The 22,695-nt window shown below is 59.6% G+C and carries 21 protein-coding genes and 1 pseudogene; 7 read left to right on the plus strand and 15 right to left on the minus strand.

Annotated elements, in window-relative coordinates; all coding sequences use genetic code 11:
* Window positions 1-31: 31 nt before the first annotated feature.
* The 10 genes and pseudogenes from FHT69_RS21920 to FHT69_RS21965 form a co-directional block, all read right to left on the minus strand.
* A complete protein-coding gene (locus tag FHT69_RS21920; RefSeq protein ID WP_127431290.1) occupies window positions 32-1,834 on the minus strand; it encodes an adenine deaminase in 1,803 nt (600 codons plus the stop codon).
* A gap of 163 nt (window positions 1,835-1,997) precedes the next feature.
* A pseudogene (locus tag FHT69_RS21925) lies at window positions 1,998-2,168 on the minus strand (ornithine cyclodeaminase family protein); the annotation flags it as partial.
* Window positions 2,169-2,644: 476 nt separating this feature from the next.
* Entirely contained in the window at window positions 2,645-3,058 is a 414-nt protein-coding gene (locus FHT69_RS21930; RefSeq protein ID WP_183905952.1) for a DUF3830 family protein, read from the minus strand.
* Window positions 3,055-4,488: a dihydropyrimidinase gene (gene hydA, locus FHT69_RS21935; RefSeq protein ID WP_063473797.1), complete on the minus strand. Its 1,434-nt coding sequence runs from the start codon at window positions 4,486-4,488 to the stop codon at window positions 3,055-3,057. Before hydA ends, FHT69_RS21930 begins: the two co-directional genes overlap by 4 nt.
* Before the next feature lie 11 nt (window positions 4,489-4,499).
* Window positions 4,500-5,228, minus strand: coding sequence for an amino acid ABC transporter ATP-binding protein (locus FHT69_RS21940; protein WP_063473796.1), 729 nt, complete (start codon window positions 5,226-5,228; stop codon window positions 4,500-4,502).
* On the minus strand, window positions 5,225-8,173 hold the full coding sequence (locus FHT69_RS21945) for an FAD-dependent oxidoreductase (protein ID WP_183905969.1): 2,949 nt from the start codon (window positions 8,171-8,173) through the stop codon (window positions 5,225-5,227). The genes FHT69_RS21940 and FHT69_RS21945 overlap by 4 nt, the downstream gene beginning before the upstream one ends.
* Window positions 8,170-9,060, minus strand: coding sequence for a 4-hydroxy-tetrahydrodipicolinate synthase (dapA, locus tag FHT69_RS21950; protein ID WP_063473794.1), 891 nt, complete (start codon window positions 9,058-9,060; stop codon window positions 8,170-8,172). Before dapA ends, FHT69_RS21945 begins: the two co-directional genes overlap by 4 nt.
* Before the next feature lie 15 nt (window positions 9,061-9,075).
* Window positions 9,076-9,768: an amino acid ABC transporter permease gene (locus FHT69_RS21955; RefSeq protein WP_127431289.1), complete on the minus strand. Its 693-nt coding sequence runs from the start codon at window positions 9,766-9,768 to the stop codon at window positions 9,076-9,078.
* Between the two features lie 77 nt (window positions 9,769-9,845).
* A complete protein-coding gene (locus FHT69_RS21960; protein WP_063473792.1) occupies window positions 9,846-10,682 on the minus strand; it encodes an ABC transporter substrate-binding protein in 837 nt (278 codons plus the stop codon).
* A 115-nt stretch (window positions 10,683-10,797) separates the two neighbouring features.
* Complete coding sequence (locus FHT69_RS21965) at window positions 10,798-11,451, minus strand: GntR family transcriptional regulator (protein WP_183905953.1); 654 nt, start codon at window positions 11,449-11,451, stop codon at window positions 10,798-10,800.
* Window positions 11,452-11,563: 112 nt separating this feature from the next.
* Between FHT69_RS21965 and FHT69_RS21970 the strand changes: the two genes are divergently transcribed.
* Entirely contained in the window at window positions 11,564-12,247 is a 684-nt protein-coding gene (locus FHT69_RS21970; protein WP_063473790.1) for a GntR family transcriptional regulator, read from the plus strand.
* Between the two features lie 135 nt (window positions 12,248-12,382).
* Here FHT69_RS21970 and FHT69_RS21975 read toward each other — a convergent pair whose 3' ends face one another.
* The 5 genes from FHT69_RS21975 to speB all read right to left on the minus strand — a co-directional run bounded on the left by FHT69_RS21975 (window position 12,383) and on the right by speB (window position 16,912).
* Window positions 12,383-13,354, minus strand: a complete 972-nt coding sequence (locus tag FHT69_RS21975; protein WP_183905954.1) for an ornithine cyclodeaminase family protein — start codon at window positions 13,352-13,354, stop codon at window positions 12,383-12,385.
* 157 nt (window positions 13,355-13,511) lie between these two features.
* Complete coding sequence (locus tag FHT69_RS21980; protein WP_063473788.1) at window positions 13,512-14,159, minus strand: amino acid ABC transporter permease; 648 nt, start codon at window positions 14,157-14,159, stop codon at window positions 13,512-13,514.
* A complete protein-coding gene (locus FHT69_RS21985) occupies window positions 14,156-14,824 on the minus strand; it encodes an amino acid ABC transporter permease (protein WP_063473787.1) in 669 nt (222 codons plus the stop codon). Before FHT69_RS21985 ends, FHT69_RS21980 begins: the two co-directional genes overlap by 4 nt.
* Before the next feature lie 143 nt (window positions 14,825-14,967).
* The gene (locus tag FHT69_RS21990; protein ID WP_183905955.1) at window positions 14,968-15,765 is read right to left on the minus strand and encodes a transporter substrate-binding domain-containing protein; all 798 of its coding nucleotides are present in this window, start codon (window positions 15,763-15,765) and stop codon (window positions 14,968-14,970) included.
* Window positions 15,766-15,850: 85 nt separating this feature from the next.
* Window positions 15,851-16,912: an agmatinase gene (gene speB / locus FHT69_RS21995; RefSeq protein WP_183905956.1), complete on the minus strand. Its 1,062-nt coding sequence runs from the start codon at window positions 16,910-16,912 to the stop codon at window positions 15,851-15,853.
* Between the two features lie 260 nt (window positions 16,913-17,172).
* Between speB and FHT69_RS22000 the strand changes: the two genes are divergently transcribed.
* From FHT69_RS22000 to FHT69_RS22025, 6 genes are all read left to right on the plus strand, one after another.
* Window positions 17,173-18,249, plus strand: a complete 1,077-nt coding sequence (locus tag FHT69_RS22000; RefSeq protein WP_183905957.1) for an extracellular solute-binding protein — start codon at window positions 17,173-17,175, stop codon at window positions 18,247-18,249.
* Between the two features lie 93 nt (window positions 18,250-18,342).
* The gene (locus FHT69_RS22005; protein WP_183905958.1) at window positions 18,343-19,227 is read left to right on the plus strand and encodes an ABC transporter permease; all 885 of its coding nucleotides are present in this window, start codon (window positions 18,343-18,345) and stop codon (window positions 19,225-19,227) included.
* Entirely contained in the window at window positions 19,224-20,063 is an 840-nt protein-coding gene (locus FHT69_RS22010) for an ABC transporter permease (RefSeq protein ID WP_047615593.1), read from the plus strand. Before FHT69_RS22005 ends, FHT69_RS22010 begins: the two co-directional genes overlap by 4 nt.
* 10 nt (window positions 20,064-20,073) lie before the next feature.
* The gene (locus FHT69_RS22015) at window positions 20,074-21,138 is read left to right on the plus strand and encodes an ABC transporter ATP-binding protein (RefSeq protein ID WP_183905959.1); all 1,065 of its coding nucleotides are present in this window, start codon (window positions 20,074-20,076) and stop codon (window positions 21,136-21,138) included.
* A 132-nt stretch (window positions 21,139-21,270) separates the two neighbouring features.
* Window positions 21,271-22,140, plus strand: coding sequence for a LysR family transcriptional regulator (locus FHT69_RS22020; protein WP_183905960.1), 870 nt, complete (start codon window positions 21,271-21,273; stop codon window positions 22,138-22,140).
* Between the two features lie 175 nt (window positions 22,141-22,315).
* On the plus strand, window positions 22,316-22,669 hold the full coding sequence (locus tag FHT69_RS22025) for a RidA family protein (protein WP_047616031.1): 354 nt from the start codon (window positions 22,316-22,318) through the stop codon (window positions 22,667-22,669).
* The last annotated feature ends 26 nt before the right edge of the window (window positions 22,670-22,695 follow it).

A 22,695-nucleotide genomic window follows, 5' to 3' on the forward strand; every position in this document is an offset into this window, starting at 1 on the left:
CAGCAAGCACTCGCCGGCTGGTTTTTGCCGGTCAAGCCTTTTCGAAGAGCGGCGAGATCACCATGTCCGGCACCAGCACCAGGCCCTTGTCGGTTATCCGGATTTCCGGGATGACCGACAACGGGATGAGGTTGAAGCCCATATAGGCGATGGTGCAGCCTGCCTTTTCCCATTCGAGCTTCAAGGCCTTTACTTCGTCCGCGACCTGGTGCACGCGCTGGTCGGACAAGAGCCCGGCGATCGGCAGCGGCACCATGGCCGTCACCTTGCCGTCCATGACGACACAGACGCCACCCTGCCTTTCTTCGATCGCGTCCAGCGCCACCTGCATGTCGGCGGCATTGGTGCCGGCGACGATGATGTTGTGGCTGTCGTGGCCGACCGAGGATGCGACCGCGCCTTGTCTGAGCCCGAAGCCGTTGAGCAGTCCGTGGGCGACATTGCCGGCTGACTTGCCGTGGCGCTCCACCACCGTCACGAAGCAGAGGTCGTGCCTGTCGAAATGCGCCTGCCAGTCATTGGCCGGCTCCAGCGTGACGGTGACGTGGCCGAGGGTAATGCCGGGCAGCTCCGTCTTGATCGTATGAGCGACGACCGTCTCCGTCGGCAGGTCCGGTGTCAGCTTGAGATTTTTGGGCAGCTTGACCGTGTGGTAGGCGGCATCCGGATAGCGGTACGGTTTCGACAGAGCTTCGTCGAGGATCGGCGTGATCTTCTTGCCGTCGACGACGAGTTCGCCACCATACCAGGTGCTGACCGGCGTAAGGTCGTCGCTGAGAAGCACCAGATCGGCCCGGCGCCCGCCGCCCAGACCGCCGATTTCGCCTTCCATGCCGAACCGCGTCGCGCCGTGCAGCGAACCCATCGCCCAGGCCTCTTCCGGCCTCATGCCGTATTTCACGGCTTCGCGCGTCACCCAGTCCAGGCCGAAGGCGAGCAGATCTTCCGCATCACGGTCGTCGGTGCAGACGGCGACGCGCTTGTGGGAGGCGCCGAGCTCGGTGATCGTCTTGATCGCCTGCGGCAGCGAATGCCAGGGAGTCGTCGGCGGGCCGCCGCGCAGGAAGATCCACACGCCGGCTTCCAGCAGGTCGTCGGCAATATCGCGGTCGATGGCTTCATGCGTGTCGGTAACGCCGGATGCGGCATAGGCGGCAACGAACTCTCGTCCGTAGACATGGCCCGACACCGGCCTGCCGCGCTCGAGTGCTGCAGCCAGGATCGCATGGCTGCGCTCGTCGCCCATCGCAACGGGGACGAAATCCATCTTCTCACCGAGAGCCACGGCTTCCGGCCATTTGTCGAACAGGGCGGCGATCTTGTCCGGCGTCAGGTCGCCGCCGGCTGTTTCCAGGTCCGGCGTCGTCGCCGGCACGGTGCTCGGCACGGTCAGGAAGATCGACAGCGGCGCCTGCCGCGCATCCTCGAGCATGGCCTCGACGCCGGCGACGTCCATGACGTTGCCGATCTCGTGGCTGTCGCAGAAGATCGTCGTCGTGCCGTTGAGGAGTGCCGCTTCCGCATAGGCGCAGGCCGTGACCATCGAGGATTCGATATGGATATGCGGATCGACCAGGCCGGGGGCGATGATGCCGCCTCTGGCGTCGTAGAGCTTGGCGCTCCCGCCTCTGTAGCTGCCGGCCGGCTTGACGGCTGCAATGCGGCCCCCCGAAATCCAGATTTCGCGTCCGTCGAGAAAGCGCTCCGAATAGGTAGACAGGACGCGCGCGCCCTGGATGACCAGGTCGGGTTCGCGACGAGCTGAGGCGACATCCGCAAGACGGCGGGTCATGGTCGAGAGCGGCTGAACGGAGAAGCGGGTAAGCGTGCTCATGAAAACCTCATTTCCAGGACTCGGGGAGGACAGGCCAGAGTGTAGGGAACGCCGTCGGGGGAGGGAAGCACGAATAGTTCTTGCTTCTGGCGCGGGTCCCTGGCTGCTGGAACCGGGCAACAGCCGCGTTCCGATCATGCGCGATCGCCCGGGCCAGAAGGCGTCAGCCGGCAATCAAGGCGGCTTCATAGACCATCGTCGCGGCGGCAAGATCAGCCAACGCCGTTCCGACTGCCTTGTAGAGAGTGATCTCGTCGTTGGACGTCCGCGCTGGAACATCCCGGCGACACAGCTCGTCAAGTGTTGCACGCACCACATCTGTGGAAAGGACACCGCCTTGACGGGAATAGAACCGTGTGCACAGCACCGCCTTATCTGCTCAACAGGGGTATCACAGCGTCATCGCGCATCACCACCTCTATATGGGCGCGGAATGCTGAGAGACGGACGAGGAGGACTTGGCGGCGAAGCCATGAGTCTCTGTAGAAGAGACATCTTACGCGGTTTTGGCTGCTTCTGCGGCGGAGGCAGTTCTTGCGCCGCTCTTTTCGCAAGTTCGAAGTCAAAATCAAAAGACATTTCGGGCCTCGTCCACCATTTGGAAATCTCGAAGACTAGAATGCAGGAAACGTGCCAACCGCTACGTTAGGCGGTGCTGGCACGCCGGCGTCAACCCTGTCGTCTCGCGCTATTGCGCCTAGAACAGAATGATTTTAGGCCGCGTCGGCCTAAAATCTGAATCCTGTTCTAAATTAGATAGTTAGAGCATGATGTCATCCGAAAACCGCCCACACTTTTCGGCATCATGCTCTAGGATACGGCCTCAAATCGAATGGATTGCGCGCCTTCCCACAGCGTGAGGCGCCCTATTTCGGCGAGTTGGTCGAGATTGGATGTGATTGTGATGAAATGATTGCCAGCCAGTTGGCCCATTTTCGATGAAAAATCGACACCTCCATAGGCAAGCAGGATTTCCGTTTCGCTAATGCCTCCTGGGTAAAGGATGATATGACCGGGGGCCGGATGGCTCGTATGGTTCTCATAACCGACGCCGAAATCATGGTCGCCAAGCGGAATCCAAACGCCCTCGCCAGACCAGCGAACGTGCACGATTTTACCATCGAACGGCATCTGCTTGATGAATGCGTCACAGGTTTTGGGCGCTCTGGCAGTTTCCAGGAGAGCGTCGAAGATGAATGGCCCTGCTGTAATTTTCAGTTTCATGATGTCGCTCTTGTTAGATTTGACCGTTTGTTGATTTGTCTCGCCGCGGCTTTCCGATATTGCCCGTGGCCCTTAGTACCCACTAGGACGCCGTTTTCGACCACAGGCTTTCCGGCGACAATTGTCGTTATCGGCCAGCCGGTGATCTCGATCCCCTCGTAGGGCGAATAGTCTGCGCCATCATGCAGTTCCGCATGACGGATGGTCCGCTCGATGGTTGGATCCCAGATCGCGATGTCTGCATCCGCCCCTACGGCAATCGTTCCCTTTTGTGGATAGAGGCCATAGGTCTTTGCATGGTTCGTTGATGTCAGGGCGACAAAGCGCGGCAGATCGATGCGCCCGGCCATGAACCCTTGCGAAAATAGGATGGGAAGGCGGGTTTCGACGCCTGGAATGCCATTGGGGATGTGCCTGAAATTCATGCGACCTTTGGGATTAAGCTTCCCGTGCTGGTCGTCGTAACGGAATGGACAATGATCGGATGAAAAGAGTTCGAATGCCCCGGTCTCGATCCCGCGCCAGCATTCCTTCTGGGCATCTTCATCGCGCGGCGGCGGAGAGCAGACAAGTTTGGCGCCCTCCCAATCCATGCCGTCGAGGTCCTTGGCGGTGAGCGTCAGATATTGCGGGCAGGTTTCCCCGACGACTTTGACGCCTCTCATCCTTGCGCGAGCGATCTCTTCCATGGCCTCGCCGTTCGAGACATGCACAATGACAACGGGAACGTCCACGATTTCGGCCAGCGTCAGGGCGCGGTGCGTAGCTTCGCGTTCGACGGCGACCGGACGGGTGGAGGCATGAGCGCGTGGGGCAACGTCGCCCGCCAGCTCGTGTTTTTCGATCAGGAACCTGATTGCGTCCTCGTTTTCACAATGGACCATGACGGTGGCGCCCGTCCGTCGCGCGACATCGAGCGTCTTCAGGATCTGTGCGTCATCAAGGCGCAGGCTCTCATAGGTCATGAAAACCTTCAGCGACGGATAGCCGTCGGCCACAAGCGCTGGCAACTCCTGCCCCAGCACGGCGTCGCTCGGGTCGGATATGATCAGATGAAAACTGACGTCGGTATAACACTGGCCCTCTGCGAGCGCATGATAGGCCGTTAGCACCTCTCGCAGCGACTTGCCCTTTTCCTGAAGGCAGAACGGCATGACGGTCGTATTGCCGCCGAACACCGCCGACAGCGTTCCGCTCTCGAAGTCGTCCGCCATCTCGATCCCGTCGCCCGAAGGCTGGGAGATATGGACATGGCTGTCGATGCCGCCTGGAAGGACATATTTGCCCGAGGCGTCGATCGTGTGCGCAGCGCCCGACAGGCTTTGCCCGATCTGGACAATCTTGCCGTCTTTAATGCCGATATCCGCCTGGAAAACATCCGCAGCAGTCGCCACCGTGCCGTTCTGAATGATGAGATCGTAGTTGCTCACAAGCCTGACCTTCAGTGTTGCAGGATTTTGCCAAGGAAGGCTTCGGTTCGTGGGTTGTGTTTTCCCGCGAAAAACTCCTCGCTCGGACGATCCTCGACGATCTCGCCCTGATCGATGAAAATCACGCGTGTCGCCACCCGGCGGGCAAATCCCATCTCATGGGTGACGACCATCATCGTCATGCCGTCCTTTGCCAGTCCGGTCATGACGTCGAGCACTTCGGAAATCATCTCTGGATCAAGCGCGGAGGTCGGCTCGTCGAAGAGCATGGCGAGCGGATCCATCGCGAGCGCCCGCGCGATCGCCACGCGCTGCTGCTGCCCGCCGGAGAGTTGGCTTGGATATTTTTTCGCGTGGTCCGTCAGCCCGACCCGATCAAGAAGCGCCATGGCCTTGGTGTGAGCTGCCGTTTCGCTGCGGCCAATGACAATCTTCTGCGCCAGCATGATATTGTCGATGATCGTCAGATGAGGAAACAACTCGAAGTTCTGGAAGACCATACCTACCCGCGTGCGAAGGTTCGGCAGGTCGGTCTTCGGGTCGCCGACTTCGATACCATGCACCCGGATCGAACCTTCCTGAAACTGCTCGAGCCCATTGACGCATTTGATCAATGTCGATTTGCCCGACCCCGAGGGACCGCAGACAACCACGACCTCACCGCGTTCGACGTTCACCGAGCAGTTCTTAAGGACAGCGAACTGTCCATAATATTTGGTAACGCCAGTGATCTCAATCATGCCCGGCCTTTCTGGAAACGCGCGATGGAAAAGGGTTGCAAGGCTCTATCGGTCTCGCGACCGAGAACGAGCCGAGATGTTAACTGGCCGACGATCGGGCCGAGCGTATAGCCGTTTGAAGTGACGGCGTTGAAGAACCCCGGCATTGACGGATGTTCGCCGAGGATCGGCGCACCGTCGATGTTGATGTTCATCGCCGCCCAGCTTCGGATGACGTGAAGTTTGCGCAGAGCAGGAACGACGTGCTGGGCAACCCAAAGGTTCCCCTCAAGGCTCGACAGCAGCGGGCGTGGATGTTGATGGACGGGATCGAGGCCTGCGGTCCAGCCACCGCCGATGATGAAGTTCCCGTTTGCCGCCTGCTTCAGGGTCAAATGGCGGTCGGCATGGGCGACGAGACACGAGATCAAAGGTGCTGCGGCCTCGGTAACCACCATCTGCAGCGGAGCACCAAAGACCGGCACGTCGACACCGAGCATCGCGCCGATCCTTGAAGCGAAGGCTCCGGCTGCATTGACGATGCGTCTTGTCCGCAAGATGCCCCTCGATGTCTTGACCTCGAACCCGTCGTCCGAGGTTCTTATTCCGGTGACCTCGCAATTTTCGAAGACTTGCGCGCTGTCTCGCCGTGCCGCCTCCAATATATATTGCGTAGCGACGAGAGGATTGATCTTGCCCTCCTGGGAGCAGTAGGCAGCGCCGACGAAATGAGAAGACAGAGCAGGCTCCAGGCAGCGCAGTTCCTCTTGCCCGATCAAGCGGCAATCGATCCCGGCCGCGCACTCCACCCTGACCTTTTCCGCCAGAAAACGCATGTGGTCATTGGTTTCGGCCACCATGAGGCCGCCTGTAACCTTCATCTCGAAATCCTGTCCGATCTCGCTTTGCAGTGCGGCCCAAAGAGCGATTGAATCACGCTGGAGGGGAAGCGTTTGAGCGGCCGCTCCGCCGCCACCTTCGGCACGGGCACCGTGGTCGAAGGAAAGCAACTGGGCATGAAGGCTTCCTGCATTACCTCCAGATGCCAGCGAGTTCGTAAAAGCGCGCTCCACCACCACAACGTCCTCGCCTTCCCTGGCAAGGAAGAGCGCCGTCGAAAGGCCCGCAATGCCTGCGCCGATTACCAGCGTGGACGTTTCCGTCACCGGCAAAGCTTGAGAATTCGCCACTGGGGGTTTTTCCGGCAAAAGTGCGCGCTTGTGGCCGCCCCATTCCGGCTTTTCGACCGCAAGCGCCGCCAGCGGAATAGGTCGAAGTGGCATTTGCGGAGCCAGAAAACCGCTTGTTTCGCCAGTGAGGTGCCGTTCTTTCGTGACGTCAGCGATCGCTTTGCCGCAGTAGCGGCTCTGACATCGCCCCATGCCCGCACGCGACAGGCGCTTTAATGTCGAAATGTCCTGCGCACTATTTGCGCTGAGCGTCCTCAAGACACCGTAAGTCACCCCTTCGCAACGGCAGATCAATGCATCGTCTGGCAGAATTGCCGTCTTTGTCCCTGCATCGTCCTTCGGCGCAAAGACCTGCCAAAGGGCTTCTTGAAACCGTCGATGGCGGGCAAGCCTTTTCACCACGCTTTCGTCAGTTTGGACAAGGAGGCCCAGTTTTCGCGCAATCGCCGCGGCGGCGATCTGCCCTTCTGCCATCGCAACATGCGCGCCGCCGAAATGCGCCGCTTCACCGACAACATGCACGTTTGCAAGCGTTGTCTGACCGTCGAGATCTCGCACTGCCCGCAGATCGCCGCCGACGACCTCATGGCCGCAGCCGAGCAGCCGGGACAGCTCATTGGAGGATGCGAAATTGCCGCCGATAAGGACCGTGTCAGCTTCGAGATTGGTCTCACCGCTTGGTCCGGCGAAGGTGACGCTCTCCACACACTGAGAACCGTTGATCGAGGTAAGCACGCTATTCCAGCCTATCTTGACGCCCGCGGACCTGAGCGTTGATATCTGGCGCAATCCGTGACGGGCGAGAGCGGGATCCGTTGTCAGAAGGCCGAGGGCTGCGACAGGCCGAGACCACGGTGGCGGTGCTGCTTCCAGCAAAGCGACTATGGAGGCTCCCGCCTTTCGAAGTTCGTTTGCGACCTGCATATTCAAAGGACCGTTTCCGGCGATGATGATCCTTCGGCCGGGAACGGTTCCATAGCTCCTCAGCAACGTCTGGGCGGCCCCTGTTGTCATCGCACCAGGAAGTGTCCAACCCCTCACTGGCGTTGGGCGTTCGTAGGCCCCCGTCGCGATGATGAGTATTTTCGGCTTGCAGTAAAACGCATGGCCGGACCCATAGCAGGCGATAATAGGCGAACCGTCGTCGTCACGTGCGGCACCCCACACCACTGTAGCGGTTAGAAATGTCACGCCATGGTCGCGCACTTCCCCTATAAGCGCTGCGCCGGATAAAGCCTGCTCGTCGCCACTCAATCGCTCGGCGGCGCTGCGTGTCGAGGGTTGCTTGAAATACTGCCCGCCGGCAGACGGCCGTTCATCAATGACAGTCACCTTGGCGCCGGCCGCAGCAAGGACCTTAGCTGCGGCCAGTCCCGCAGGCCCCGCTCCGACAATGAGAACGTCCATCGTCCTTGTCGCTAAGGAATGCGGCACACTGCAGAGATCGGCAATCTGACCAGTGGCAAGGTCGGGCCGCGCAGCAGGACGCAGGACCTGCATGTCCTCACCGACGATGGTCATGCAGGCCCGCTGGCTGACTTTCCCGTCGATCGTCACGAGGCAATCGTGACAGACACCCATTCCGCAGAAGAGGCCACGGCCTTCGCCTTTGATGCCTCGGGAAAATTCATGCCGCCCCGTCGCCTCGATGGCAGCGGCAACAGACATGCCCTTTTCGGCAAATATCTGCAGACCGTCGACCGAGAGCCTGACCCGCGCATCGTCGGGTCTCAAGCTCTGGTTTATGGAAGCGACGGGCATCATGGAATTCCTCAGGCGCCGAACGTCAGACCGAAATCGGCCACCAGCGTCTTCATGGCGGCGTCCTGCGCGGGCGGCAACGGTAGGCGCGGCGGCCGCGGCAGGCCTGCGCCAAATCCCATGTGGGTCAGCAGTGACTTCGTTCCTGCGACATAGGCCTGGCCGCCGACCGCCTGAATGACGGGCAACCATTTGAGGTAAAGCTCTCTTGCCTCATCGAACTTTTTCTCATTTGCAACAAGTTCGAAGATCCGCGCCATCGGTCCTGGCGCAACATTTGAAGCCACTGCCACCCAGCCCTGCGCACCCATAACGAAAGACTCAAACCCGAGAATACCGCCAAACACAGTCATATCGTCGCCAGCCAGCCGGATGATATCGCGCACGCGTGTCACTTCGAGGGTGGACTCCTTGATATAGTCGCAGCCGTCGATTTCGGCGATGCGCTTGACCAACTCCGGCGTCAGGTCGACGTTTGCGGTCGCGGGATTGTTGTAGACCATAATCGGGATGGCCACGGCAGACGCAATGCTCTTGTAGTGATGAACGAGTTCGTCATCCGTTGGGGTGGAATAGAACGGCGGAATAATCATGACACCGTCAGCTCCCATTGCCTCGGCCTTGACGCTAAGGCGAATGGACTCCCGCGTATCTTCCGCTCCCGTGCCGATCAGAACAGGCACTCGTCCCGCGACAGTTTCTATGACGATCCTCGCCACACTATCGCGCTCATCCTCGCTGAGCGATAGAAACTCACCCGTCGATCCAAGAGGGATCAGGCCATGGATACCTTCCTTGACCTGCCAGTCGGTAAAGGCAGCCAGCCCCTTCAGATCTACCGCGCCGCTGGGATCCAAGGGCGTAATCATCACGGTGTAGACACCGCGGAACGTCTTCTGCATTTGAAAATCCTGGTTCTAGCGCTTCTCGTTAATGGAAAGCCGAGATCCGGCTTGACCGAGACGCTTTTCGATGTGGCTCTGGAAGAAGTCCCAGAGTGTTGTGAGGAGGAGGTAATAAATCGCCGCGACAGCAAACAGTTCGAGCACCATGAACCGCTCCTGGATGAGAACCTGAGTCCGGCGAAGGAGTTCTTCGACCGAGATGACGGAGGTGACAGAAGTCGTTTTCAAGAGACCGTTCACCGAATTGCCGAGAGGCGGAACAATCACTTTGAAGGCTTGCGGCATCACGATGTAGCGCATGATCTGACGCTCCGTCATGCCGAGCGCGCGCGCTGCCCTGGTCTGGCCTTCCGGCACGGCTTCGATACCGGCGCGAATGATCTCCGCGAGATAAGCTGCCTCGTTGAGAGCCAATCCGAGCAACGCCGCTTCTATGACGGTGAACTTGATGCCGAACAGCGGAAGCGCCGTATAGATCGCAATCAACTGTACGAGAAGCGGCGTGCCGCGAAAAAGCCAGATATACGCCTTGGCAATGTAGTATGGCACCCGCCGCGACGATCGCCGCATCAATGCAAGAGCAAAGCCCAGAATAAGCCCCGCAACCAACGAGACGATGGTGAGCCAAACGGTCGTGAACACCCCGCCAAGTATAAAGGGGTTGAACAGATAACCGAAAAAACCAGACCAGTTCCAAAGCGACATGAAGACGACTTTCTGCGAGAGGTTTGGCGCGACGTGGTCGCGTCCCGCCTCATCTCTAAACGATCTTTGAAATCAGTTCAGCGACCGGGGCCTTTGACCGAATAGTCACCCGCGACCATCGGCAGACCGTATTTGTCAAAGAGCGCCTTCAGAGATCCATCCGCCTTCATGTCTTTCAACGTCGCAGACACGGCATCAGCCAAAGCCGGGCTTTTGAATGCGACAGAAACCGGAGCGGGGTAGAGGCCACTGATTGCCCGTTTGAAGTCCCCGCGAGAATCGTACTCCTTGGCGACGGCGTCGATCGACACGACACCCTGCACCTGGCCCGCCCGCAGAGCCTGGTAGGCCAGGGCGAAATTATCGAACGTCTGGATGGTCAAGCCTTCTTTGCCAGCGTCACGCAGTTCCTTGTCGAGAAGGCGTGTCTTTGTTTCCTCGAAACCACCAATTTCGACACCGATCGTCATGCCGGCCAGATCATCTTTTGCGGCGACGTTTTTCTTCGAATCTGGTGCCACGGAGATGCTGATGGCCTGATCTTCATAGGGGATCATCTGCATGATCTTGGCGCGTTCTTCGGTGAAGAAAATGCCCGTATTGATCATGTCCCAGCGGCCAGCCTGCAGGCCCGGAACCATCGCGGAGAATTCGATGCGGACATATTCGGGCTCAAGGCAAAGGCGCTTGGCGATCTCTTTGCCGAGGTCGATGCGCATGCCCTTCAGATCACCCGTGGAGTCGATGAATTGGAGCGGCGGAAGCGTTGGATTGGTCGACATGACGAGCGTGCCGGGCTTGATCAACTCGCCTGCCGCCACTTTTGGTTCGCAGGATTGAGCGAAGGCAAAAGACGCTGTGATCGACAGGAAGGACGCGGAAAGAATGCTGCGAGAGAAGTGTGAACGGAGCATGGAGAGCCTCTGGAGTTCGGTTCTTTATCGTTGGATCCCAACCTTGCATTCAAGTGGGATCCCACTTTTATACAAAAGTTCACCGTTGATGCAAGTGCATTCTCAATTCATCGATTCAGTAGTTTGCTAGGACGCCCTGACGTACGACTTCGAGATGATCGGTCATGGCTTGGCGAGCCGCCTCGGCATCGCTGGAGGCCAAGGCAAGCAGGATCGCTCGATGTTCTCGCACGCCCGGCTTCGCGCGTACGACAGGCAGCTGTCGCTCGAAGATCGTTGTGTAGCGCCGCATCTCCGCGATCGTGGTTGCCATAAAGGGGTTGCGGCTCTCGCTTGCGATATAGTTGTGAAGCGCATCGTCAAACGCCCAGACTACCTCAGGGTCAGGTTCGGGGTCGTCCTCGATCTCGTCAAGCATCCCTGTCAAAGCGTCCAGTTCAAGTCGCGAAACGTGGGGACTGGCGAGCGCGGCCGCAGTTGGTTCGAGCAGCATCCTCATGGTGAGGCTGTCAAGGTAGTCCTTGAGACTGATGACCCTGACCGAGAGAACGCCTTTTTCGTTTCTGACAAGAAGTCCTTCCCCTTCGAGACGTCCCAGCGCGTGACGCATAGGAGAACGCGAAACAGCATGTTTGGTCGCCAGGCGACGTTGCTGGACGACCGATCCCCCCGCGAGCCTGGCTGATAGAATATCGGCCAGCAGGGAACGGTAGGTTTCGTCAGCAAGGCTGGAGTCGCCAACTTCATTCAGACCATCGTCCATCTGCACTCGTTCCAGTCCTTTTCCAAATCGGCTATCATATGTAACAAGTGATCGCGTAAGGAAAGCACGATGCCGCGTCGAGCGGCCAACGACCTAAAGAACAAGGAAATGGCAAACGGTGACAGACGCCTTAGAGGCCTCGGGTCGGAAAATTGCGGAGAAAGGGCAGCATAATCTTGCATCGCTGACCTACAAGGCCGTGTCCGACATGATCCGGCATCGCCGGCTGAAAGGCGGGCATGTCATCGTTGAGGCAAGGCTTGCCGAGACACTTGGGATTTCGAGGACGCCGCTGCGGGAAGCGCTGCAGAGGTTGGAGGGCGAAGGCCTGGTTCGCAAGGGCGACGGCCGAAACTACGTCGTGCGACAGGTGGATGTCGGCGAGTATCTTCAAAGCTTGAAACTGAGGTTGTTGATCGAACCTGAAGCAGCAGTACTGTCGATAAACGCTATTCCGCGACGACTTTTGATGAGCGTCCGGCAGGAAATCCACGACCTTCTGGACGCCACGGCGTATCACACAGACGCCCATTGGTTCTCGGACGACAATCTCCATAATATGATCATCGATCATTGCGGCAACGCGGTAATGGCCAAGGTACTACGGGAGCTTCGGGCGACCACGCGTCTCTTCGAAATCGACCGCCTGAAAGATCGCCTGAAGCCGGACTCCACGGAACACCTCGTTATCATCGAGGCGATCGACCGGGGCGACGTCGAGGAAACTCGCCGAGCTGTCGCCCACCACATCGAAAGCTTAATCGCATTTACCCGGATGCATCTACACGTCGCTGACCTCTAGCGATCGAGTGGACCGTAGGAGCAGCCCGGTGAAACGATGATGGAGCCTCAATCAGAGGCTTTTGTTCGAGTCAAAGTCCTCGATGCCTCGATCAGCCATCTTCTTTTCGCTGGGCATCGCCCGGACCAAAAGACGTCAGCCGGCGATCAAGGCGGCTTCATAGACCATCGTCGCGGCGGCAAGATCAGCCAACGCCGTTCCGACTGCCTTGTAGAGAGTGATCTCGTCGTTGGACGTCCGCACCGGAATATCCCGGCGGCACAGCTCGTCAAGTGTCGCACGCACTGCATCTGTAGACATGACGCCAGCCCTGATCGGCTGAACCAGATCGCCTGCTTCGTGAAGGGCTTCGTGCGTGTCGATATAGACCGAGGAGCGCCGAAGCGCTTCGTCATCGGCCTCGCGCATCGCCGGCGTGAAGCCGCCGATCAGATCGACATGGGTGCCCGGCTTCAGCCATTCGCCTCGGATAAGCGGTGCGGTCGCCAGCGTCGCTGCGCTGACGATATCGGCTTGCCGCGTCGCGGCTTCCAGATCCGTGACGGCGGTGGCCTGGAGGCCGCGTTGCCGGAGGCTCTGCGCCAGCCGTTCCGCGCTGGCGGGATCGATATCCCAGATATCGACATGCGCGATCGGCCGGACGGCGCGGTAGGCATCGGGTATGAGGCTCGCGACGCGGCCTGCGCCGATCACCAGCAGACGGTGCGCGTCCTTTCGAGCGAGATAATCCGCGGCAAGGGCCGATGCCGCCACCGTACGGCGCGCCGTGATCGTGTTGCCGTCAAGGAGCGCAAGCTGCATCCCGGTCCGGCCATCATAGAGCATATAGGTCGAGGTCAAACCGGGAATGCCGCGCGCCGTGTTTCCGGGAAAGACGGTAACGATCTTGATGCCAAGGTAGCGCTCCGACCGGTGCGTTTCATGCCAGGCCGGCATCAGAAGCAGCGTCGCATCCGGCTCGCCGCTATTGGCTATCGTGTGGTGATGCCGTACCGGCACAACACAGCCTTCGGCAAATGCTTGCCGCAAAGTCGCAACCAGCGCGTCGAAAGGCAGAAGCTCGCCCGTTGTCCGGGCATCGAGAATACGGATTTGTGTGTCGGTCATTGAAGCGATCTCTCAGTGAGTTCTGACTGCTGGATAAAGCGAGTTCTGTGTGATTGAACGAGGCCGCGTCGCCGCTGCGCGGCGCACCAGCTTTTCAACCGGCATCGGCCCTTTGGACACTCCGTTGCGATCGGAATGCGGGGCAACTCGGCACCGCTCAGCCAAACGCCGCCTTTTTCTCCAGAATTCTGGCGTATTGCGTCAGCGGATAGCACAGGGCGAAGAAGATCACGGCGACGAGACCGTAGACCTTGAAAGGTTCGAAGGTCGCGTTGTTGATGGCGTTTGCGGTCTTCAGCAGTTCTTCGAAGCCGAGGATCGAGGCCAGTGCGGTGCTCTTGATCAACTGGACCAAGAACCCGACGGTCGGCGCGCGCGTGATCCGGAAAGCCTGCGGCAGGATGACAAGGCGAAGTTCGAGGAGACGGTGCAGGCCCAGGCTGGCTGCTGCGTCCCATTGTCCGCGCGGCACCGCCTCGACGCCGCTCCGCCAGATTTCGGCAAGATAGGCGCTGGCATAGAACGTCAGGCCGCAGACGGCGGCAGTCCATGACTCGATGCGGAAACCCAGCATCGGCAGGCCGAAGAACATCAGAAAGAGCTGCATCAGGAGCGGCGTTCCCTGAAACAGGGCAATGTAGCCGGACGCGAAGCTGCGCGACCAGCGCGTTTTCGATATCCGTGCAGAGAGGATCGCCAGGCCAACGATGGCGCCGCCGGCAAAGGCTGCGAGCGAAAGCAGCAGGGTCCAGCGTGTTGCGAAGACAAGATTGCGCAGAATGTCCCAGAAGGTGAACTCAATCATGCCAGACCGGCTCCCAGAAAACGGCGTTTCCCGGCGAAAAGAAGCCGGCGAAGTGCGGCGGACATCGAAAGGTAGATCAACGTCGCCACCAGATAGGTCTCGAAGGAGCGGAAGGTGCGCGACTGAAGCAGATCGGCCTCCTGCGCCAGCTCGCGGACGGATATTTGCGAAACCACCGCCGATTCCAGCATCATGATGATGATCTGGCTCGTCAGCGCCGGAAAAATGATGGCGAGCGCTTGCGGCAGAATGATCTTGAAGAACACCAGCCGAGGTCTGAGGCCGAGTGCCTGTGCCGCCTCCTTCTGGCCTCTCGGTATGGCATCGAGCCCGGCCCCGACCACCTCGATCGTGTAGGCCGCCATGTTGAGGGTCATGGCAAGAACTGCGGCAGAGATCGGATCAAGGCGAATGCCGAGGCTGGGCAAGCCAAAGAAGATGAAGAACAGCTGCACCAGGAATGGCGTATTGCGCATGACTTCCACATACAGGCCGACGGCCTTGCGCAACCATGGATAAGGTCCCCGGCGCGCGGCCGCGCCGAGAACGCTGAGAACGATCCCGAGGACCGATGTGGAGGCCGTCAGTGCAAGCGTCGTGCCCGCGCCATAAGCCAGAGCGCCCATTCCGTCCCATAGCCAATTGAAATCGAGGCTGTATCTCATCGCTTGTCCTTTGGAGCCGGATGATCTGGGTTGGGTCGGCCCGAAATCTGGATCCGCCTCTCAACCAAAGAATTGGAGCATGATGCCGCCGGAATCGCTTGCGGTTTTCGACATCATGCTCTGGTGGGTGGGAGACCGCCTCGTCAGTCCTTCAGGTTTTCAGGGTTGAGCGGTGCTTTCAGCCAGCTTTTCGAGCTTGCGTCGAGTGAACCATCGGCGATCATTGCGGCGACGCTGTCATTGACGGCCTTCTTCAGGCCCTCCTCGCCCTTGCGGAGCGCGATATGCGAGGGCGAGCTGAGGAGCTGGAATTTCTGCTCCGGCTTCAGTTCGTCCTGTCGTGCCAGAACCTGCGCACCGACATCGTTGCCGACGACCATCAACTGGGTCTGGCCGGATATGAAAGCCTGGATGACCGAATTGTAGTTCTCGAAACGCTGGATCGCAGCCGAGCCGGGGGCGGCGGCCGTCAGCGAGGTGTCTTCGAGCGTCCCACGATTGACGGCAACGGTCTTGTCGGCAAGGTCTTCCTTGCCGCTCACCTTCAGCGCAGCCGGACCGATGACGGCGATATAGTAGGGGGCGTACGGGGCTGCAAAATCGATAACCTTGGCACGCTCCTTCGAATAGCCGACGCTCATCAGCAGATCGACGCGGTCGTCGTTCAGGTAGGCGATCCTGTTCTGACCAGTCACGCTCACGAGATTGAGTTTCACGCCGAGCCCGTCGGCGATCTTCTGGGCGACGTCGACGTCATAGCCTTTGATGCTCATATCGGCGCTTGCCGAAGAGAAGGGCGGGAAATCGGAGAAGATGCCGATGTTGATCTCGCCTGCGGCTTTGATATCGGCAAGTTCGTCAGCCTGTGCGGCCCCTGCCAGGATGCCGAATACGGCAATTGCCGCGGTGGCGGCGTAGCGCAATTTCATAAGAGCAGTCATGTCGTTCCCCTTTTTTGAGACGTGTTGTGCGACAGGTGATGGATGGCAGCGGACACGAGGCACGCTGCCGGTGTGAAGCTGGTTCTCAGGTCATGTTTGTCCTGACCGCGGGACTGAACAACGCGAGGCACAGGAGTTCGAACAGGACCTGCGCGGCGATCTGCGCGGTGTTGGTGGTGTTGTCGTATTGCGGCGCGATTTCCACGACGTCGCCGCCGACGAGGTTGATGCCTTTGAAGCCGCGCAGCAGGGTCAAGGCCTCCCTCGGCTGAAGCCCGCCCACTTCCGGCGTGCCGGTTCCCGGAGCGAAGGCCGGATCGAGGCTGTCCACGTCGAAACTGAGATAGGTCGGACCGGCGCCGACAACCTCCAGAGCCTTTGCGATCACGGCCTTGAGGCCCATCTCCGCCACCTCTTCCGCGTGGATGACGGTCATGCCGGAGGCAAAGGAGAACTCCCAGAGATATTCGCCGCCGCCGCGGATGCCGATCTGGATCGTCCGCTTCGGATCGAGCACACCGGCCAGAACCGCCTCGCGGAACGGCGCGCCGTGATGGAACTTGGAGCCCTCATAGGGACCTGCGGTGTCGCAATGAGCGTCGATGTGGATCATGCCTACGGGCTCGCTGGCCGCCAGGCCCTTGAGAATGGCGCCGGAGATCGAATGGTCGCCGCCGACCGACAGCGGGATGACCCCGGTTGCCGCGATCATCCGGTAGCAGGCCTCGATGTCGGCATGGCATTCGGCCAGGTCGAACCGGCTGCGCATCGGCACGTCGCCGACATCGGCGACTTTTAACCCTCCCATCGGCGCGACACGCAGAACATGCTCGTAGGGGCCGACACGCTCGATCGCCCGGACGGCCCGCGGCCCCAGCCGCGCGCCGGCGCGATTGGTGACGCCGAGGTCCATCGGCACACCGATCAGAGCCACGTCAAGCGCCTCAAGCACCTCGGGCCGCAAGCCATTCTCGATGAAACGGGCGTCCAGAAAGGTCGCAGGATCGGCAAAGGGCCATTTGCGGCTGTCGCCGTCCTTGAATACGCTCGCCGCCACGGCGCGGAAGTGCGGATCTTCCATCTCCCCGCCTGCGGCGCTGCCGAAGCGCTTTCTCAAGTTTTCCAGAAAATCCCGATCAATGGTCAAGGCAGGCTCCCACGTATTGATGCTGCCATCATCATCAGCGCCGCACGCTTCTCTTGGAACCGCGAAAATTCGAGAGGGGATATAACGATTGCTGATAGCTCGGATCCGCCGAGGCGCCGCGATGCGGGTCGTGCGTTCATCGGTACGTTCAGAAAACTTTATAACCCGGCGAGAATTTTCCCACTACCGCGGTCGGCAACCTCCCAGCAGTCTCCGATACGAACGGTCCGGCAGAGGGCCGACAACAAAGGGAACCTACCATGTTGCACGATATGACACGCCGCCGCTTCCTCGGATCCGCCGCTGCCGCGGGGATTGCCGGCACGATGACCGGGTTTGCGAGATCCGCCGCAGCCGGCAGCGGCAATCTGACCGCCGTTGAATGGGGCGGCGATGTCGTCGAGGCCATGAAGCAGATTGCCGCCGACCAGAATGCGGCGACGTTCAACTGGGTTCTCCATCAGGGCGGCGCGGGCGCGATCCTGCCAAAGATCAAGGCCGTCTGGCCGAATGTCGACTACGACTACGTCGCCGGCTGGGAGGGCTCATTCAACAGCATGGTGAAGGAGGATTGGCTCGAGACCATCAATCCTGCCGATGTTCCCAACCTTGCGAATATTCCCGAGAAAATCATCATTCGGGACGGCAGGGGGAATATCAAAGCGGTCCCACGCGCCGTTGGCGGCATGTATTTCGGCGCCCGAACCGACACGGCTCCGATCGCTGTGAAGACCATCGATGATCTGCTGAGCCCCGATCTTAAGGGGGCGATCTGCTGGCCAGGCCCGACACAGAGCATGATGCTCCAGATCGTCGCGCTCGCCCTTCACGCCGGCGGCAGTGAAACGAATATGGAACCCGGGTGGAAGCTCATGACGGAACTGGCGAAATCCGGCAATATCGGCCGCGTCGCCATCACCGATATCGATTTCACCAATTCGTTGACGTCGGGCGAGACCTCCGTCGGCTTCTTCGCTGAGCCCGGCTGGGCGGCCGTGGCGAAGAACTTCCCGGTTACGCGTTTCACCAAGGACAGTAACTTCAAGGCCTTCCTCTACCAGAGCGGTTTCGGCGTGCTGAAGAATAGGCCGAACACCAAGGCAACGCTCGATTTCGTCAACTTCGCGATCAGCCCGGACATGAACTCGCTCTACGCCAAGGTGGCGGGCGAAGCGCCGTTGAACAGCAAGGCGGTCACGCCCGACAATCTCAAGCATCTGTCCTTCACGTCGGACGAGTTTTCGAGCTTCGTCTATGTGCCAGACTACAATGTCGTTCTCGAACAGCAGGATGCCTGGTCGAAACGCTGGGAACAGGACATCGCCCCGTTGCTCTAAAGCACCTCCGGGCAGGTTATCGAAGGCGCGGCGCGGGCTTCGATAACCTCCCTTTCTCATGCCCCGCAAGGGCGAGGAAAAGGCTGTTCCACCATGACCAAAGCAATGCGGCAACCCGTTGCCATTTCTATTCCTGATCGCCGAGATGTCGCCCTGACGCTCGGACCAGCCGTCCTAGTATTCGCCTTCGGTTTTCTGTCGCCATTAGTCAATCTGGCAATCGAAAGCTTCAAGGAGTTTACGCCGGGGCGCGTCGGTTCCGTTGAAAATGCCGCGGCGACAGTTCAAAACTACTACGAGCTTGCAAACCAGGCGTTTGCGAGCGTCCTGCTGACGACTTTCTGGATCGGTGGAGCTGCCGCGATCATCGGCCAGCTCGTGGCATTCCCGCTGGCCTACTTCATCGTACGGCGCATTCCCCCGCGGATGCGGGCGCTCACTCTCGGCTTTTTGATTACGCTTGTTCTCTCCAGCGTCCTGATCAAGACCTATGCGATCGAACTGACCTTCGGGTCGGTCGGCATCTTCCGCCCCTTCCTCTTGACACTTGGCCTTTCGCCAAACAGCCGCGAATATATCAATATCGTCGTGACTGCGGGTCTGGTTCACTCGATCATACCGGTCGCAACGCTGACGCTGATTGGCGCGATGCAATCGATCGATCCGCGTCTGCTCGATGCAGCCCAGTCGCTCGGCGCGCCGGGATGGAAAGCCCATCTGTCGATCACGCTTCCCCTGAGCTTCCCGGCTCTGATCTCAAGCACGCTTGTCTCGCTGACTTTCGCGATCAGCGCCTTCGTCATTCCCAAGGTGCTCGGGAGGGGCCGGGTGCTTTTCATATCGAACGTCATCTACACCCGGTTCAGCGATATCGCCAACTATCCGAGCGGCGCGGCGATCTCACTCGTCATGCTTGCGGCGGCGTTGGCGGTGGTCGCTGTCATAACGTTTGCGCAGGCCTGGAAGGTTTCCCGATGAGCAGACAGTCTCTTGCAGCGCGAACCGGAGACCGGATCGCCGTTTCCCTTGCCTACGGTGTCATCGGCCTTGGATTGGCGTTCCTCGCCATCCCGTTGGTGATAACATGCATCATGGCTTTTGACGCCAGGACCTACCTTGGTCCAATGCCGCCACCTGCCTTGTCGCTTCACTGGTTCGAACGGCTGGTTTCCCAGGCGGATATCCTTACCAGCCTACGCACCAGCCTCATCTTGGCGGTGCTCACGACGGTTCTGTCCGTCACGATTGGAACTGCGGCGGCTGTTGGGCTTGCCCGTGGCAATTTTCCAGGAAAGGCGGCCCTGACTTCGGCCTTTCTCTCGCCACTCATCGTCCCGCCCGTCGTCATTGGATTCGGCCTGCTGCTTTTTCTTTCCAAGGCCGGCATCACGAATGGTATGGCGCGCCTGCTCCTCGGCCACGTGATCGTGACGTTGCCCTATTGCATAAGGACCAGTCTCGCCAGCCTTCTCGGCAGCGATCAACGATTGACGGAAGCCGCAATGGTTCTCGGCGCCACCGAGCGCCAGGCCTTCTGGACCATTACCCTGCCGCTTATGCGGACGGGCGTCGTCACCGGGGCGATCTTCGCCTTCGCCATTTCGATAGATGACGTATCGATCAGTCTCTTTCTGAGCGATCCGTCCGCAACGACCTTGCCTGTTACGCTGGTCAGCAACATGCGGGCGGCTTTCGACCTGACGATCGCTGCGGCGGCCGTGGTCCTGATTGCCGTCACCGCGTTGCTGATCGTCGTGCTGGACCGGGTCGTCGGCTTCGACACTGTCGTCGGCCAGGGTTTGTTTCGTTCTTGAGGACAATACGATGATTTCTGCCGTGGAATTTCAAGGGGTCAGCAAGCGCTTCGGCGAAACCGTCGCCCTCGGTAATATCTCCTTCTCGGTGAATCCAGGTGAAACAATCGCACTGCTCGGACCAAGCGGCTGCGGCAAGACCACCATTCTTCGGCTCATTGCCGGATTCGAGCGGCCCGACAAAGGCTCGATCTTGATCGACGGCGAGCCGATGGCCGGATTGAAACCCTATGAGCGCAATGTCGGGCTGCTGTTCCAGCATTACGCTCTTTTCCCGCATATGACCGTCGAACAGAACATCGGCTACGGACTTCGCCATCGCAACCATCCGCCGGAGCAAATACCTCGCCGCATTGCCGAGATGCTTGAGCTCGTCCGGCTCGTCGGTTTCGGACAGCGGCGGCCGCACCAGTTGAGCGGCGGCCAGCAGCAGCGTGTTGCGCTGGCGCGGGCGCTTGCCACCCATCCGAGCCTTGTTCTTCTGGATGAGCCCTTGTCGGCCCTCGACGCCAAGCTTCGGCATGAGTTGCGCACTGAATTAAAGGATGTGCTCGCCGCGGTCGGCTCGACCGCAATCGTGGTAACCCACGACCAGGAAGAGGCGATGAGCCTGGGAGAGCGCATATTCGTGATGAACCGTGGAGCAATCATGCAATCCGGCAGGCCGGATGATGTGTATTGGCGTCCAGACTCGCGTTTCGTCGCGGATTTCATGGGACGGACGAATTGGATTCACGGCTCGATTTTGGCAGCGGGCGGATCGGCGCGCAAATTTCGCTCCGAATCCGGCTGGGAGTTTCCGGTCGCGTCCACGGGAAGCCTTTCCGGTGCCGCCGAGATTTGCGTGAGGCCGGAAAGCGTCGAGATATCGTCCGGCGCTCCGGGAGCCGCGGCCATGCCCGGACGCGTTGCCGACGTTGTGACACTCGGTGCGTTCAGGCATATCGTTCTGGACCTCGTCAGCGGTGACCGCATAATCTCGGCTTGCCCTAACCGTCCAGACATAGCCTTCGCTCGCGGGCAGGAGATCAGCGTTTCCATTCCGCCGGAGGCATGCGTCCTCTTCGCGCGATAAGCTGGCATTGACGGGACGCAGCTTGCGCTGCGCCCCGGGCAAAGGATCGCCGGTTGCCGGAAGAACATGGTTCGTCCAATATCCGCTTATCGGCAGAGAGGCCCTCGGCTCTCGAGCGCCACAAAGTATGGAATGCGGCTCCAGATGCTTGATCTTGATTCCTATCTGCTTCGTGCATTTCTGACCGTCGCGGAGATCGGCACCGTCAATGGAGCAGCCGCCAAGCTGAACAGAACGCAGGCGGCGGTGAGCATGCAGATCCGCAAGCTGGAGGAGCTTGTCGGCGTTACGCTGTTTTCGCGTTCGTCAAAAGGCCTCGAGCTCACGAGCCATGGGCAGATCATGCTGGCTTATGCCCGCGAAATGGTCGCCCTCAGCGACGAGGTCGAGAAAAGGCTGACAGGCAAGATGATCGAGGACCGCATCCGCCTCGGCGTCGTTGAGGACTTCGCAGCCGGCCACCTGATCGACATTCTTAGCGACTTCAGAGCCCAGAACCCGAAGGTCGAGATCGATATCATCGTCGAGCCGAATCGCCGCCTCGCCAGCCTGTTTGAAGACAGGAAGCTGGATCTCGTGGTTTGCGACATCACCTGCCTCTCGCGAAAACCGACCCTGATCTGGACCGAATATTTGATGTGGACGGTCAGATCCGACTTTGTGGCGGATGCGGAAAAACCGCTTCCCATCATTATGTTCGAGGAGGAGTGTCCCTGGACGCTCCCGACGATTGCCGCTCTGTCTCAGCGGAACATCAAGTGGAAGACGGCGTGCGTCGCATCGACGCTGGTGGCCATGGCGACCGCGGTTCGCGTCGGTATCGGTATCGCACCGATGATGCTCAACACGAAACCGGAGGGCTGCCGGACGCTTGACAAATCGGCGGATCTGCCCGGGCCGGTGCGCATCGAGATCGGTCTCTATGCTCAGTCCGAGACGGCCGAGGGCGCGCGCTATCTTGTGGACTTCATTTCGCGGCATACGGCCATTTTGTCCAGCTAAAGCCTTGAGCCAACAGAATGCTTCAATCTGACCAGGAAGGCTTTAGGAGCGTTCAGCTTCTATTATATCGGCTCAACTTAATTCCCTCTACCGGAATGGCCAGCCAAGCCCCACAGTGATTCCAATGAAGGGTCGAACGGCCCAATCTCAAGCATTCATGGAAGTCGCGAATACGATGATGGGGCAAGCCAAAGTTGACGAAACTCTCCTCGCAGATGCCGCCTATCTGCCCGGTCAGGTCGCAAACCTGACGAGAGGAGCGAGCGTGATGGCGCAAACCAACGAAATACTGGAGCGCATCGATGACATGCTGCTGCGCGAAGGGACCGATAAGGCGGAGATCATTCTCGCCAACATTTGGCTCAGCGACCTTGCCTCATTCGAGGAAATGAACAGAGCCTGGGATGCTTGGATGCCGGATAGCGGAACGCCACGGCGGGCGACGTTTGAGGACAAGAATCTCCCGCCGATGTGCGCCATCCGTATTGACGTAGCCGCGTCGCGAAAGAGTGGGGCCGGGCAAATTTGAGCCGCCGGCGTTCGTCATCTTCATAT

It is taken from the genome of Rhizobium sp. BK008 (assembly GCF_014197345.1).
GTDB classification, from domain to species: Bacteria; Pseudomonadota; Alphaproteobacteria; order Rhizobiales; family Rhizobiaceae; genus Rhizobium; species Rhizobium anhuiense.